The following is a 14,075-nucleotide window of genomic DNA, read 5'->3' on the forward strand; positions in this document are numbered from 1 at the left end:
TAGAACCAGAATTTTTTGTGAAGAATAAACTCTAAAAGCTCTAAGTGTAATTTTTCTGTGGTGAGGAGAATGATAATCTATGAACCTATAATGCTCGCAATTCCGCTTGCAGAAGAAGTGAAGACCCATCTTATAAAAACTAAAAGGGTCCCCACTGAAGGGGAACTCAAGAAAATTCTAGAGAAGTTAGGTCTCAAACCATTCTGTTCAGATAAAAAATTGCATATCTATAAAGGAAAACATATTTTGGTAATTGTTTTCCTTCTAAAAGAGTATATCACAGTTGATATTCTTCCTCTTTCAGGCGTTTTAAGCGATGGTATAGAAGTCGCTGTATATCACGACAAACACCTTAAGGCATATATAATTGAGATTATTCCAGCCAATGAACTAGGGTTTGAAGGAAATATTGGTCTAGAACCCGTTATTGTAGATGCCGATACATTCGAATTAAAGAGCACTCCGGTATTAGGATATTTTAAAGAAGAGGGAGATGAAGTCTTTTTAATAGTGGAGGAGGATGTTTATAGAATTTGGAAGGAGAGTGGAAAACTAGACATTTGTCCGATATGTGGAGCTAAAAACCTAGTGTGGAAAGGAAAACAAGCTTACTGTACGTCTTGTGGATTTGGGATAAAGGTGATGAGATATGAGTAGGCTTGTCAAAAGCATTATAGAGAAATATTCCCATTTAGCACATGAAAGAGGTCTAACTGCAGCTTTTGGGGGAAATTTGAGCATCCTATTCAATGGAAAAATATTCATAAAGGCTACGGGATCTGTGATGGATGATCTTACCCCAGAACAGGTAGCAATAATAGACCTAGAAGGTAATCCTTTGAATCCCATTCGTCCATCTTCTGAGTGGAAGCTTCATGTAGAAGTGTATAAACGAAGAAAAGACGTTAAAGCAATAGCACATCTTCATCCCCCTTATTCTATAATCTCCTCAACCAAAGTCAAGGAAGAGCTTCTGATAATAACACCCGAAGCTGAGGTATATCTGAAGAAGATACCAATAGTTCCGTTTAAACCTGCAGGGAGTTGGGAATTAGCTAGAGAAACGGCAAAATATCTGGAGACGTATGATGCAGTTATTATGGAGAATCACGGAGTAGTGACTGTGGGAAAGAGTTTAAGAGAGGCGTATTATAAGGTAGAATTAGTGGAAGAAAGCGCAAAGTTATGGTATTTAAAAGAGAAAGGCATGTAAATCATTTGATTTGCTCCAAAGCTCCTAAAACTTCCCATATTATCGTTCTTGTGTGCATCGGCATATTGGGATCTTCACTAATTTCTTCAAGAATTGCAATTGCATCTGCAGCTCTTACAGTTGGCTCTTTATTAGTGTCCATCAAGCTTTCTATAGCCTTCTCAGCGGCTCTTCTAATATTTCTAGGTACTATTGTGTCTTGGACAACTTGTTCCCTCAGAACCTGGACAATTTGTTGAATTCTTACTTCTACGTCACTCATTTTTTCACCCCCGATTTAATAAGAATCGGTAACTAAAACTTCTCCACCATATATTGAACCTTGGTTATTAAAACCTTTTCGGTGTTTTTAGTATTCAACACCTTTTCTGGCCGATATTCCTTTTTGGTATGGGTGTTTTATTTCTTTCATTTCGGTCACGTAGTCTGCAGTCTCAAAAAGCTCTTTTGGACAGTATCTCCCTGTGAGTACTACTTCGGTGTTTGAGGCTTTTTCTTTTATGAGTTCTATAACCTCATCAACTTTAATCATCCTGAAACCTAAGGCCACACATATTTCGTCTAGAATTACGAGATCCCACTCTCCACTTCTCACAACCTCTTTTGCTCTTCTTAATGCCCTTCTTGCAGCTTCAATTTCTTCAGGTTCGGGCTTTCCATGGACGAATTTGGGGAGTCCGTAAGCTTCCAATACAATTCCACACTCTAGGGCTTTTTTCTGTTCGCCATAAACACTAGGAGATTTTAAAAATTGTATTATAATGACTTTTCCCCCATTCCCAAGCATTCTAAGGGCTAAGCCCAATGCAGCTGTGGTTTTTCCTTTTCCGTCCCCTGTATAGATGTGGACTAGACCCAGTTTTTCTTTCCATTCTCCCACGGTTTTCACCAGTTTAACTTAGTATTGGAGTATTTATCCATTATGGAATAGCTTTTATCTTTTGTTGTTACACTTTCTTTGGTGGGAGGTTATGAAGGCCATAGAACTTGGAATCCGAATAGGGACTCTTGAACATGGGAAAATGAATTCTATTACTGATGTTAAGGGGGTCAAAGTGGGGCATGTTACATTAATTTGGGGAGAGGGCAAGCTTATACCTGGAAAAGGTCCTGTTAGAACAGGAGTAACTGCTATACTTCCGCATGATGGCAATATTTACAAGGAAAAGGTTTTAGCAGGAGTTTTTGTTATGAATGGGTATGCGAAGCCAGTAGGACTCATCCAAGTGATGGAACTAGGAACCATTGAAACTCCAATACTTCTAACAAATACGTTAAGTGTTGGGGTGGTTACAGATGCTCTTATTGAATATATGCTAAAAGAAAATGAAGATATTGGAGTAACCACAGGATCAGTTAACCCTATTGTCATGGAATGTAATGACTCATACTTAAATGATATCCGAGGAAGACACGTGAAAAAAGAACACGCGTTTGATGCGATTGAAAGCGCTAATAAGTATTTTAAAGAAGGGTCAGTTGGAGCTGGGACTGGGATGAGTGCTTTTGAGTTTAAGGGGGGAATTGGCTCATCTTCTAGGATTGTTGAGATAGCAGGAGAGGAATATAATGTTGGGGCATTGGTTCTGAGTAACTTTGGGAAAAGGGAGGATTTAACCATAGCTGGAGTCCCCGTTGGTATGGAATTAAAAGACTGGCCTGGAAGAGGTGGAAACGAAAAAGGCAGTATTATAATGGTAATTGCTACTGATGCTCCATTAAATTCCCGACAACTAGGTAGAGTTGCAAAGAGGGCTATTGTTGGACTTGCGAGAACTGGAGGTTACGCTTACAATGGAAGCGGGGATATCACCCTTGCATTTTCAACAGCCCAAAAAATTCCCCATCACATGGAAAAACCTTTAAAACTAGATGTTCTTTCTGATAGTTCCCTTTCCATGTTATTCAAAGCTACCGCTGAAGCAGTAGAAGAAGCCATAATAAACTCTCTACTTCAGGCAGAAACGATGATAGGTAGGGATGGCCATATAAGGCATGCTCTCCCCAAAGACAAAGTTCTAGAGATCATGGAGAAATATGGACGACTTGAGAGGAGCTAAGTTTTTATGTTCTTTCTGAAATTATTTTTAGGTGGGTATTTTGAGAGTCAAACACTTGTTCCCCGGCTTAGAGCAATTTAGAGCATACTTAAACACTGCAAGTGCAGGAATGCTTCCTTTGACTTCTTTAAAACGTGTCTTAGATTTCCTAAACTATATTATAGACTTTAGAGAAGGTTCAGATTCTGTTGATGTTTTGGACGTGAAGTTTCTTAATAAGACACTTGAAGAGGGAGCAAAACTGATGAAGGTTAAGAAGGAAAACATTGGGCTGACAATTCAGACCACTGAAGGCTTGAGAAGGATTTTAATGGCTCTAACGCCAAAAGAAGAGATGAATATAGTCTCTCTCGATATGGAATTTCCTTCCCTTTCATGTCTTTTGAAGAGCTATTCGGAGAAACATAAACTTGAACTTAGGGTTGTTAAAAACAAAAACGGTTGGTACTCCATTGAAGAGATTGAAAAATCAATAGATGACAAAACTTTTGCTGTAGTTATAAGCTCAATCCAATGGATTTCAGGACAAAGGATTGATCTTAAAGAACTCTCGAAAATAGTTCATGAACATGGAGCATGGCTTATTGTAGATGCTGTCCAACACCTTGGAAGCTTAACTCTCTTCCCTAAGAGAGAAAGGGTAGATGCCCTTGTTGCTGGTGGTGAAAAATGGCTTTTAAATCCTGCTGTGGGTTCAGGCCTCATGTATCTTTCTGATGAAATCCTAGAGGAGCTCTCCCCACTTCCAGGTCTACTGAATATGGAGGCTCCAACAGGTGAGTGGGGGCTCTGGTGGGGTATCCCAGAGAAAAATCCATGGGGAGATTTCGTATTAAGGAAAGATGCAAAAAAGATGGATTTTGGAGGCGGACCCCCATATCTTCTAGCGGTTACCTTAGGGGCATCATTGGAGCTGATAAATAGACTCCAAATTGAAAAAATTGAGAACCATAATAAGAAGCTTATAGCAAGAATTAGAGATGAAATATTAAGCGCTGGACTTGAGGTTATTGGAGATCATAATGAACATGAGTGGTCTTCTATAATAACAGTAAAAACTGGACTGGGTTATGAAAAAGAAAAAAAGATCTATCAAAAACTCTTAGATGAAGGCATAAAAATAAGCCATAGAGGAGTTCTTGGACATTATGGCTTGCGGATATCCCCTCATTTATACAATGACATGGACGAAGTAGAGATATTCCTTGAACATCTCTTTAAGAACTTAGTTAAGCTTTAATTTCCTTGTATTTCTTTTTCATTAGTATGGCATCGCCTTCTATATTTGGGCTCTCGCTTATTACAACTCCTTTCACTCTGAATTCTTTGAGTATAGCTAGGAGATCCTCCCATTTCATGTCGCTTTCCTGTAGATTTAGGTGATTTTTTTCACCTTTTTCAGAGTAGTTTATCCCACTTATATGAATATGCATGTTATCTAAGGCTTCTCGTCCTAGCTCTTGCTCAATTAGGGAGAGCATTTCATTCCATTCTTCTGTGCTATTATACCTTCCTCTATTTCTAGCATGGCAATGTGCAAAATCTATTGCGGGTAAAACATGTTCCAATTCTTGACTTAAGCGTATGAGCTCTTTTAGGTCTCCAAATTGAGTGGGTTTTCCGGTGAGTTCTGGTCGAACCCATACCTCCACTCCTTTATCCTGTAAAGTCTTTACGATATCTCTTATTTCAGTTTTTATTTTTTCATATACTTTAGCAGGATCTTGTTTGAGATAGTAACCTGCATGGAAAACTACACTCCATCCTCCAGCTTCGTAGAGTCTTTCAGCACTTTGAATTATTCTTCTTTTACTCGCTTCTACTTTTGCTCTCTCAGTTGCATTTAAGTTTATGTAATAAGGTGCGTGAGCTGTCAGAAGCACGTCATTTTTTTGAGCAACTTTTCCGATCTTTTTTGCCATTTCAGGTTTTAAATTGACTCCTCTAACAAATTCAAGTTCCATAGCATCTAGACCCAGCTTTCTAACTTGTTCTATTCCAGTAATTGTAGATGGTTTAGGGGTTGAAATGGGTATTCCCGCAGTTCCAAATCTCAATCGCCTGAGCTTTATCATTCTTATCACCTAAAATTAGGTAGCCCTAAAAATATAAAAACTTTAGGCTAAGGATCAACGTCTATTTTATCTCCAACAATACGTTCAAGCTCTGAAATACTCTCTTTTAGTTTCTTCTCTAAGTTTTGGAGTTCTTCTTTGAGGACTTTTATTTTCTCCTCTCTTTGTTTTATCTTCTGCTTTAGTTCTTCTAACGCCTTCTGTATAGACTCTTCTTTGCTTTTAAAATGTGCTAGCTTTCTCTCTACATTTGTTAACTCTTCCTTAAGCTCTTTGATAGTTTGGGCTTCTTTAACAATATTTCTCTTGGCCCATTCGGAAGTCTTTTTGTATTTTTTGTCCAATTTCCCTTCGACTTTTTCTAAGACTTCCAGAAACGCTTGAGGATGTTCCAATGCATAGCCACTGTTTTTTAAGAACTCGTTAGCATGTTTATCTGGCAATCTCATTCTTTTTATTGGTTTCTGTAATTTAGACAGCTTGGAGCGTGCACTAAGCTCTCTGCTTAGGATCTCCCTCTTAAGTTTCTCTTCATTTTCTTTTAGAATACTAAACTCGGGCAATTTTTCTAGTTGTTCTTTCTCGACTTCGAGGTTATGTAAACTTTCAATAAACTGTTTTAAGAGCAATTCCTGCTCATCTATATGCTTCCTGAGGTTTTCAATCTCTTTTAACAGTCTTTTTGTTTCAATCTCTGGGAATTGTAGTGTTTTAAGGGCAGATAGATATGCAGTGTATTCGTTGGAGAGATCCTTCAGAAGGGCATTTATTCTATACACATCTTTTTCAAAGACAAGTAGCAAGTGCCTCCCATGAGCAATATGGAGTCTCGATATTTCAGGCAGTATTTTTTCTATGTCTTTAATGTCTTGTATTTTCTCAAGCATGTTTTGAAGAGCCCTAATATATGTCTCTCTTTCCATTTTCACGATCTTTGCAAGTCTAGGATCCACGTTCTTGGAGATCTCCTTTTTGTTGAGTTCTTCCAAGTACTTTAAGATCTTTGAGATAATAACTTTTGCATTTTTTGTATGTTTTTCTGCTATCCTAATTATTTCGTTCTCAGATTTTTCTTTCATTGTTTCGTATTTATGCAGTGCTTCTTTCAGTTTCAACTCTTTCCCATCCTCTTAATTTGTCTCTCAAATACATTCCCACCAATGTTGCAAGTGCTATATCACCTAAGGCTATTATACCTCTCTTAAGGAACTCCATTGAGTAGAAAGAGAGAATTGAAAGTGCATAAAGAGTGGTGACATCTATCGTGACCCAAAGAGCTGGAAGGAGGAGAAGTCCACTTATGTAGTACCAGATGTGATGATCTCTTCTTAGATATGCGTGGACTACTTTGCCAATCATCAAAACAGCTAAAGCGACAACAAATGATGTGTTTATTGCATTTAGAAATATAACTATCCCTAACAGCTCTGTTCCAGGATATCTACCTGTAAGTTGAAGAGCTATGCTTTCTAGGTTTAAATAAGCACTTACGGCACCTGCAAATAGTACAAATACTGCAGCTATTGCAGAGACGAATTGTATGAACCCTCTAGTGAGCAAGTGCCCCACGGTCTCTTTTAATCTAAAGGCTCTTGCAAAGAAATAACCGCCTATAAGGAATAGAATAATACCTGTAACGGTTGAGGAGATTATAGTAACACTTTCTTGATATTTAATAGATAATAACCGTGCGATGCCATAAATAAGAAGTATCATTCCTGGCAATCCGAAAAATATTTTTGCGGCCTCGGGATCGCTAAAAATTTCTTTCAAGTAACGATAAAGGATGTAATAAGTAGTTTCAATACTCTCACTCTGTTTAACAACAACTCTTCGAGTACTTATGATAGGGAGCCTAGAAGTTATCAATGGAAAAATCTGCTCATCCTCAGCCCCATCTGTGACAGGAATTACTCCATGTGCAGGAAATACCTCCAGAACCTCTGCCAGTTGCCTATTTAGTTCAATATCACTCTTAATACCAACTTCTGAATGTCCAGTTATAAGAGCAATTTCAACCTCATCAAATTCGCCACGTTCTTTAAGTTCTTCATACAATTTGATCGCTGCGTAAAGAACATTGGCATCGCTGTCTTCAGGATCTGCAAGACTTAGTTTTAAAGCAGCATCTATACATGCCTCTTTCCCGATAACAGGCCCTTTAACCCCAGCTTTTTCACCAAAGTCATTATCTCTATCAATGGCAAGTATCAATACTCTAATTTTTGTTCCCCCCGGAGTTTTTCAAAAACTGATTTAACTTTATCCTCCATCACTCTTTCTTTGTCCCTCCTATCGTCAATTCTGATTGTAGTAGCGACTCGGTCAGTCCCGAGTTTAAACATCATTTCATGAGCCTCTTCTATTACCTTCAATCCGTCTCTCAGGGAGGATACTTCAATGATTGTCCCCATAGGGGTCAATTGATATTTTACTTTTTTCTCCTCTAAAAGCTTTACTACTTGAGCTACATACTTACTCAGACTTTTCTCACCAAGTGGAATAATTACAAACTCGATTATAATACTCATATTCGACACCTGGCTAAATTATGCTCGACAATTTTTTAAGCTTAACGGTGGAAAAACCTTATTTGTTGTTAGATGAAACTATTCTTGGTGAGATTTATGTATAAGATAAAAGACGAGTGGGGATTATTCTTAATAAAACTAGCTAGAAAGGCAATAGAAGAATATTTAAAGAGCGGTAAAGAGCTTGAACCTCCTCAAGACACTCCATCGGATCTTTGGGAGAAAATGGGAGTATTCGTTACATTAAACCGATATAACGTGCCCCCTCAACAAGCACTAAGGGGATGTATAGGATTTCCTTATCCGATTTATCCATTAGTTATAGCCACAATAAAAGCGGCAATCTATGCTGCTGTAGATGATCCACGTTTTCCTCCAGTTAGTATTGAAGAACTGGACAAAATTACGATTGAGGTCAGTGTTCTAACCCCTCCCGAACCTGTGGAAGGCCCTCCCCACGAGAGGCCCAATAAGATAAAAGTTGGAAGAGATGGACTAATAGTTAAAAAGGGAATTTATAGTGGGCTCCTCCTACCACAAGTTCCCATCGAGTGGAACTGGGATGAAGAAGAGTTTTTAAGTGAGACATGTTGGAAAGCGGGTCTTCCGCCGGATTGTTGGATGGAAGAAAGCACTGAGGTTTACCGCTTCACAGCTGAAATTTTTGAAGAAGAATCTCCAAACGGTCCAGTCAGGAGAAAACCACTCTGTTAAACCTTCCATTCTTCTTTTCATTCGTTTTCTTACTTAAAACATAATGGTAATGGCCAATTACATATATACTATTTTGTCCAAATTAACATATAAATAGACGTGAGGAGGCTTTTATATGAAGAAAATATTGGGACTCTTGGTTGTTTTCATATTCATTCTGAGTAGTTTTAGTTTTTCTGCAGCCCAGAGTTTTAGTGGAAAAAAGGTTTTGATATTGAAAAATGTAAATGCATGGAATTCCAATGCAAACGAAATGGTACTAACCCAAATGGGGATTTCCTATGACGTTATGACGGCTTCACAGTTGAACTCTCTAAGTCTTTCTGACTTAATAAATACTTATGACATGATCCTAATAGTAAGTGACCAGGATCAGACGTTTTATAACGATCTAGGCCCACAAATGTCAAAACTGGAAGACTTTGCAAGGGCTGGTGGAGCGCTCGAAATTCATGCTGCCAATTGGGGATGGCATGGTGGTGTTTGGACTACTCCCTTGCCTGGAGGCGTTGAAATACTTCAAAGCTATTCGTATTATGACTATTTAGTGAAAAATGGAACCTGGCTTTATAGCACATATGCAAGTCACGGATACCTAACTAATGTACCAACAGGTGCAAATGTAATAACCGTCCAAGGAAATGGAGCCACACCCAACTACAACAGACCCAGCACAATATCGTATCCATTGGGCAACGGCCAGGTTATGGTCACTGGCCTCACAATAGAATACAGTGTGAAGTACAGTGGAGCGGTCTGGGTAGACTTTTTAAAGTGGATGATAAAGACTAATTTAGGCTACAAACCCACACCAGTTCCAGTTTCACCAGGCAGAATAGGACCATCACAGTACTTCCTTTTGAACTACATCTACAATACGAGGTATCATAGAGAGCTTGCAAGATTTAACGAACTCTATAACAGCCCAGAAGCGGGTGAACTGAGCAACGAAACGTTGGAGGGGGCACTACACTATAAAACTCTAGCTGAAGAGTTTTACGAAAAAGCAGGCGAATATGGGCCAATAGCGACCAATCTAAATAGTTTTAGAGTCTTTATATCATTGAGACAAGCATATTTTGCCATTAGCGATGCTGTAGATACCCTCGAAGATGCTTTGGAGTGACATCTACTCTTTTTTTAATTTTGCGATGAAAAAGCTGTTGCAATCGTGTAAATGGGTAAAGCTTCTGAAAACCATCTCTCCGATTTCAGTAAATCCCCTTTCCCCCCAGTTAAATGGATAAGCAACTAGGTTAAACCCTACTTTTTCTATTGCATACTTTATGTTCTCTTCATTTTCATCTATTCTTATTGAACAGGTAGAATATGTCATTTCTCCTTCTTTTTTCAGATTTTTAAATGCATTTCTAATCATAGCCTTTTGCACTTGGATCACTTTCTTTATCTTTTCCTCATTAAAACGCCATTTTACTTCTGGAAACTGCCGGTAGGTTCCAGAAGAGGAGCATGGTGCATCAAGAATTATTTTATCGAATTTTCTCATATCTTTGAACGTCATGCCATCAGCATGCACGAGTTTGACATTTTTTACACCCAGAATTTTCATTTTTGTTTCCATTTTTCTAAGTCTCTCAAGAGAATAATCTACAGCGATTATTTCTCCTGTATTCTCCATTAAGTGTGCAACATGGAATGTTTTACTCCCAGGAGCTGCTGCTAGATCGAGAATTTTTTCCCCTTTTTCTGGAGCAAGGACATGAGCTACATATGCACTTGCTAAGTCTTGTATTACAAAATAACCCTTTTTATACCATTCAAGGCGTGTTATTGGAGTCTCGTAATCCAGAACTTTTAATACATCACTAACTGGAGTTCGTGCTGCTCGGACGTCATGTTCCTCTAAGTATTCACTAAGAGAGTCTACATCACTCTTCAGCGGATTCACTCGGATATAATACCTTTGGGATTTATTATTGCTTAATAAGAGCCTTATGGCATTTTCATATCCAAGAAGATCTATTACATATTCGACGTACCAGCGGGGGTGGGAGAACTTAACACTAAGATATTCTGTCTTATCTCTCTCTTTAAGACTCTTAAGTGCATTCTCAACATTAAATCCCTCAATCTCCCTTAAAATCGCATTAATGAATTTTGCCCTATTTAGGTCATATCTTTCCTTTACAACTCTCACTACAGAGTCTGTTGCTATGGCAGGGTTTATTTTCTTGAACTTCATTTCAAATATTCCAATTCGGAGGAGATTGGCAAGATATGGCTCAAGCTCTTCGATTTTGGTGCCTTTGAGAACAGAATTTCCAATAAAATCAATTTTCTTTTTCCATTTCTCAATTTCAAAAACATATGCATGTGCTAATCCTCTCACTCTTTCTTTATCTTTCCCACTAACCCTCTTAAATACTCTCTCTAATGCGTTTTTAGAGGAGTACTCCCGTTCATCTACAATGGTAAGTATGTCAGCAATTAGCTCATGAAGGGCTATTTTGTAAAACAATTCCATGGTCTTGGATTTGATAACAGGTTTAAAAATTTGGCGGAACTTTTATTTAATTTGAGTTCAAGTTTATATTGGTGGTTTTATGATACTCGCTGCTGATTACATAACAAAGGATGGTAAGCCAATAGTTAGAATTTTTAAAAAAGAAAATGGAGAGTTTAAGATAGAACTAGATCCTCACTTTCGGCCTTATATTTATGCTCTTCTCCGTGATGATTCTGCAATTGAAGAGATTATGCAGATAAAAGGAGAGAGACATGGGAAAACCGTGAGAATAGTGGATGCAATAAAAGTTAAGAAAAAGTTTTTAAGAAGGCCTGTAGAAGTCTGGAAACTTATATTTGAACACCCACAAGATGTTCCAGCCATGAGAGGCAAGATACGCAGTCACCCGGCTGTTGTGGATATTTATGAGTATGATATACCATTTGCAAAGCGATATCTGATAGACAAAGGTTTAGTCCCAATGGAAGGAGAGGAAGATCTCAAACTCCTAGCCTTTGACATAGAAACCTTTTACCATGAGGGGGATGAATTTGGTAAAGGAGAAATAATCATGATCAGCTATGCAGACGACGAGGAAGCAGGAGTCATTACTTGGAAAAGAATTAATCTACCATATGTTCACGTAGTTTCTAATGAAAGAGAAATGATAAAGCGTTTTGTACAAATAATTAAAGAAAAAGATCCAGATGTAATTATAACTTATAATGGGGATAATTTTGATCTGCCATATCTCATAAAGAGAGCGGAAAAACTTGGAGTTCGTCTGCTTTTGGGTAGAGACAAAGAGCATCCTGAACCTAAAATCCAGCGAATGGGAGATAGTTTTGCAGTAGAAATTAAAGGTAGGATACATTTTGACCTTTTCCCAGTTGTACGAAGGACAGTAAATCTTCCCACTTATACCTTGGAAGCAGTATATGAAACGGTATTAGGAAAACAGAAAACTAAACTTGGAGCAGAAGAAATAGCCGCTATATGGGAAACAGAAGAAGGCATGAAAAAGCTTGCCCAATACTCAATGGAAGATGCAAAAGCAACTTATGAGCTGGGACGGGAATTTTTCCCCATGGAAGCAGAGTTGGCAAAGGTTATTGGTCAAAGTGTCTGGGATGTCTCAAGATCGAGCACTGGAAATCTTGTAGAATGGTATATGCTAAGAGTAGCCTATGAAAGAAATGAATTAGCTCCAAATAAACCAAGTGACGAAGAATACAAAAGACGTTTAAGAACCACATATATTGGGGGATACGTTAAGGAACCTGAGAGGGGTTTATGGGGAAATATCGTTTATTTAGACTTTAGAAGCTTATACCCCTCAATAATAGTGACTCACAACGTCTCTCCTGATACATTAGAAAGAGAAGGATGCCAAGATTATGAAGTTGCCCCAATAGTAGGGTATAGATTCTGCAAAGATTTCTCTGGATTTATTCCATCAATATTGGAGAACCTAATAGAAACAAGACAAGAGGTTAAAAAGAGGATGAAATCCACAACTGATCCAGTTGAGAGAAAAATGCTTGATTATCGGCAGAGAGCTTTGAAAATCCTGGCAAACAGTTATTATGGTTACCAAGGATATCCAAAAGCAAGATGGTACTCAAAAGAGTGTGCAGAGAGTGTTACAGCATGGGGAAGACACTATATAGAGATGAGCATAAGAGAAATAGAGGAAAAATTTGGCTTTAAAGTCTTATATGCTGACACAGATGGATTTTATGCCACAATACCAGGTGAAAAACCTGACAACATTAAAAAGAAGGCCAAGGAATTTTTGGATTATATAAATTCAAAGCTTCCTGGTTTACTTGAACTTGAATACGAGGGTTTCTATTTGAGGGGATTCTTTGTGACAAAGAAACGCTATGCAGTTATTGACGAAGATGGTAGAATAACTACAAGAGGTCTCGAAGTTGTGAGAAGAGATTGGAGTGAAATAGCCAAGGAAACTCAAGCCAAAGTATTAGAAGCAATACTCAGGGAAGGAAGTGTAGAAAAAGCTGTGGAAATAGTAAAAAGTGTTGTAGAGAGAATAGCTAAATATAAAGTGCCTCTTGAGAAGCTTGTCATTCACGAACAGATTACAAGAGAGTTAAAAGACTATAAGGCAATTGGTCCACACGTGGCAATAGCAAAAAGGCTCGCAGCGAAGGGTATAAAAGTGAAACCCGGTACAATAATAAGTTACATTGTTCTTAAGGGAGGAGGAAAGATAAGTGATAGAGTAGTCTTGCTTACGGAATACGACCCGAGAAAGCACAAATATGACCCTGACTATTATATAGATAACCAAGTCCTTCCAGCAGTTTTAAGGATACTTGAAGCGTTTGGCTATAAAAAAGAGGATCTAAGATATCAAAGATCAAAGCAAACCGGCCTAGAAGCGTGGCTTAGAAGATGAAGGCCTCTTTTTTATCCCAAGATTCTCTGCAAGCCTTTCTATTTCCCTACGAAAATCTGTTATGTGGTTTTCATTGACAATTAGATAATCCGCTAGAGCGATAACACTTCCAATGCCAAATTTGAGTTCTTTCCAATCCCTTGCCTCAAATTCATTCCATGTTCTCGGATCGTCGCTTCGTCCTCTTCTGTTAAGTCGTTCAAATCTCCGTTTTGGAGAAGAGTGGACCGCTATTATGACGATTTTCTCTTCAGGAAATGCATCTTTAAACGTTTGGATTTCATCCAAAGAGCGTACTCCATCAATTATAACAGCCTTATTATTTTTCAAAAGTTCTTTTACTCGAGGTACTGTGAGTTTTGCTACTGCATTGTCTCCAAGTTCTTGCCTTAACTGTATGCTCACACTATTCATGCCTTCTGGTGTTCTTGGCATCCCTCTTTTATCAGCTTCCTCTCTTACAATATCTCCCATAGAAACGTGAGGCACACCATATTTTCCAAAAATTCTTACTATTTGGCCTTTTCCGGATCCTGGCATTCCTACTACACAGATTATCATTGCCCACACCCATCTAAAGTGGAAAGCCTTAA

At 38.2% G+C, this 14,075-nt stretch carries 15 protein-coding genes; 7 read left to right on the plus strand and 8 right to left on the minus strand.

Going from position 1 to position 14,075, the window contains the following annotated elements; translation table 11 throughout:
* Positions 1 to 69: 69 nt before the first annotated feature.
* A complete protein-coding gene (locus tag K1720_RS07710) occupies positions 70 to 657 on the plus strand; it encodes a hypothetical protein (RefSeq protein ID WP_251948220.1) in 588 nt (195 codons plus the stop codon).
* Complete coding sequence (locus tag K1720_RS07715; protein WP_251948222.1) at positions 650 to 1,213, plus strand: aldolase; 564 nt, start codon at positions 650 to 652, stop codon at positions 1,211 to 1,213. The genes K1720_RS07710 and K1720_RS07715 overlap by 8 nt, the downstream gene beginning before the upstream one ends.
* A gap of 1 nt (position 1,214) precedes the next feature.
* On the opposite strand, the gene K1720_RS07720 is transcribed toward K1720_RS07715, so the two are convergent.
* Both K1720_RS07720 and cobO read right to left on the minus strand, forming a co-directional pair.
* Entirely contained in the window at positions 1,215 to 1,475 is a 261-nt protein-coding gene (locus K1720_RS07720) for a stationary phase-response protein (RefSeq protein WP_055283486.1), read from the minus strand.
* 87 nt (positions 1,476 to 1,562) lie between these two features.
* Positions 1,563 to 2,093, minus strand: a complete 531-nt coding sequence (gene cobO, locus K1720_RS07725; RefSeq protein WP_251950624.1) for a cob(I)yrinic acid a,c-diamide adenosyltransferase — start codon at positions 2,091 to 2,093, stop codon at positions 1,563 to 1,565.
* 91 nt (positions 2,094 to 2,184) lie between these two features.
* Between cobO and K1720_RS07730 the strand changes: the two genes are divergently transcribed.
* A complete protein-coding gene (locus K1720_RS07730) occupies positions 2,185 to 3,273 on the plus strand; it encodes a DmpA family aminopeptidase (RefSeq protein WP_251948224.1) in 1,089 nt (362 codons plus the stop codon).
* A 31-nt stretch (positions 3,274 to 3,304) separates the two neighbouring features.
* Entirely contained in the window at positions 3,305 to 4,513 is a 1,209-nt protein-coding gene (locus K1720_RS07735) for an aminotransferase class V-fold PLP-dependent enzyme (protein WP_341480961.1), read from the plus strand.
* Here K1720_RS07735 and K1720_RS07740 read toward each other — a convergent pair.
* The 4 genes from K1720_RS07740 to K1720_RS07755 are packed head-to-tail and all read right to left on the minus strand — an operon-like array spanning position 4,503 to position 7,879.
* Entirely contained in the window at positions 4,503 to 5,348 is an 846-nt protein-coding gene (locus tag K1720_RS07740) for a deoxyribonuclease IV (protein ID WP_251950625.1), read from the minus strand. The two genes, K1720_RS07735 and K1720_RS07740, sit on opposite strands and share 11 nt — an antisense overlap.
* Before the next feature lie 47 nt (positions 5,349 to 5,395).
* Complete coding sequence (locus K1720_RS07745) at positions 5,396 to 6,427, minus strand: hypothetical protein (protein ID WP_251948227.1); 1,032 nt, start codon at positions 6,425 to 6,427, stop codon at positions 5,396 to 5,398.
* Positions 6,428 to 6,437: 10 nt separating this feature from the next.
* Entirely contained in the window at positions 6,438 to 7,559 is a 1,122-nt protein-coding gene (locus K1720_RS07750) for a DUF373 family protein (protein ID WP_251950628.1), read from the minus strand.
* Positions 7,559 to 7,879, minus strand: a complete 321-nt coding sequence (locus K1720_RS07755) for an MTH1187 family thiamine-binding protein (protein WP_251948229.1) — start codon at positions 7,877 to 7,879, stop codon at positions 7,559 to 7,561. The genes K1720_RS07750 and K1720_RS07755 overlap by 1 nt, the downstream gene beginning before the upstream one ends.
* Before the next feature lie 96 nt (positions 7,880 to 7,975).
* On the opposite strand from K1720_RS07755, the gene K1720_RS07760 reads away from it, so the two are divergent.
* On the plus strand, positions 7,976 to 8,593 hold the full coding sequence (locus K1720_RS07760) for a TIGR00296 family protein (protein WP_251950630.1): 618 nt from the start codon (positions 7,976 to 7,978) through the stop codon (positions 8,591 to 8,593).
* 115 nt (positions 8,594 to 8,708) lie between these two features.
* Entirely contained in the window at positions 8,709 to 9,719 is a 1,011-nt protein-coding gene (locus K1720_RS07765) for a pyrolysin (RefSeq protein ID WP_251948231.1), read from the plus strand.
* A gap of 3 nt (positions 9,720 to 9,722) precedes the next feature.
* Here K1720_RS07765 and K1720_RS07770 read toward each other — a convergent pair whose 3' ends face one another.
* Entirely contained in the window at positions 9,723 to 11,078 is a 1,356-nt protein-coding gene (locus tag K1720_RS07770) for an RsmB/NOP family class I SAM-dependent RNA methyltransferase (protein WP_251948233.1), read from the minus strand.
* Between the two features lie 79 nt (positions 11,079 to 11,157).
* Here K1720_RS07770 and K1720_RS07775 point away from each other — a divergent pair, with 79 nt between their 5' ends.
* Positions 11,158 to 13,482 (plus strand): DNA-directed DNA polymerase, encoded by a 2,325-nt coding sequence (locus tag K1720_RS07775; protein ID WP_251948234.1) that lies wholly within the window; start codon positions 11,158 to 11,160, stop codon positions 13,480 to 13,482.
* Here the strand turns inward: K1720_RS07775 and K1720_RS07780 are convergent.
* Positions 13,459 to 14,043 carry a dephospho-CoA kinase gene (locus tag K1720_RS07780; RefSeq protein WP_251948236.1) on the minus strand — a complete coding sequence of 195 codons (585 nt, stop codon included), beginning with the start codon at positions 14,041 to 14,043 and terminating at the stop codon, positions 13,459 to 13,461. The genes K1720_RS07775 and K1720_RS07780 overlap by 24 nt on opposite strands.
* Positions 14,044 to 14,075 lie beyond the last annotated feature (32 nt).

This window comes from Thermococcus argininiproducens, assembly GCF_023746595.1.
Taxonomy (GTDB): Archaea; Methanobacteriota_B; Thermococci; order Thermococcales; family Thermococcaceae; genus Thermococcus_A; species Thermococcus_A argininiproducens.

Bases quoted from the DNA above. Each gene is read 5' to 3' on its own strand.
- K1720_RS07765 (WP_251948231.1), top strand. From the start codon at position 8,709: ATGAAGAAAATATTGGGACTCTTGGTTGTTTTCATATTCATTCTGAGT.
- K1720_RS07745 (WP_251948227.1), bottom strand. From the start codon at position 6,427: ATGAAAGAAAAATCTGAGAACGAAATAATTAGGATAGCAGAAAAACAT.
- K1720_RS07730 (WP_251948224.1), top strand. From the start codon at position 2,185: ATGAAGGCCATAGAACTTGGAATCCGAATAGGGACTCTTGAACATGGG.
- K1720_RS07755 (WP_251948229.1), bottom strand. From the start codon at position 7,879: ATGAGTATTATAATCGAGTTTGTAATTATTCCACTTGGTGAGAAAAGT.
- K1720_RS07770 (WP_251948233.1), bottom strand. From the start codon at position 11,078: ATGGAATTGTTTTACAAAATAGCCCTTCATGAGCTAATTGCTGACATA.
- K1720_RS07740 (WP_251950625.1), bottom strand. From the start codon at position 5,348: ATGATAAAGCTCAGGCGATTGAGATTTGGAACTGCGGGAATACCCATT.
- K1720_RS07760 (WP_251950630.1), top strand. From the start codon at position 7,976: ATGTATAAGATAAAAGACGAGTGGGGATTATTCTTAATAAAACTAGCT.
- K1720_RS07780 (WP_251948236.1), bottom strand. From the start codon at position 14,043: ATGATAATCTGTGTAGTAGGAATGCCAGGATCCGGAAAAGGCCAAATA.
- K1720_RS07710 (WP_251948220.1), top strand. From the start codon at position 70: ATGATAATCTATGAACCTATAATGCTCGCAATTCCGCTTGCAGAAGAA.
- K1720_RS07715 (WP_251948222.1), top strand. From the start codon at position 650: ATGAGTAGGCTTGTCAAAAGCATTATAGAGAAATATTCCCATTTAGCA.
- K1720_RS07775 (WP_251948234.1), top strand. From the start codon at position 11,158: ATGATACTCGCTGCTGATTACATAACAAAGGATGGTAAGCCAATAGTT.
- K1720_RS07720 (WP_055283486.1), bottom strand. From the start codon at position 1,475: ATGAGTGACGTAGAAGTAAGAATTCAACAAATTGTCCAGGTTCTGAGG.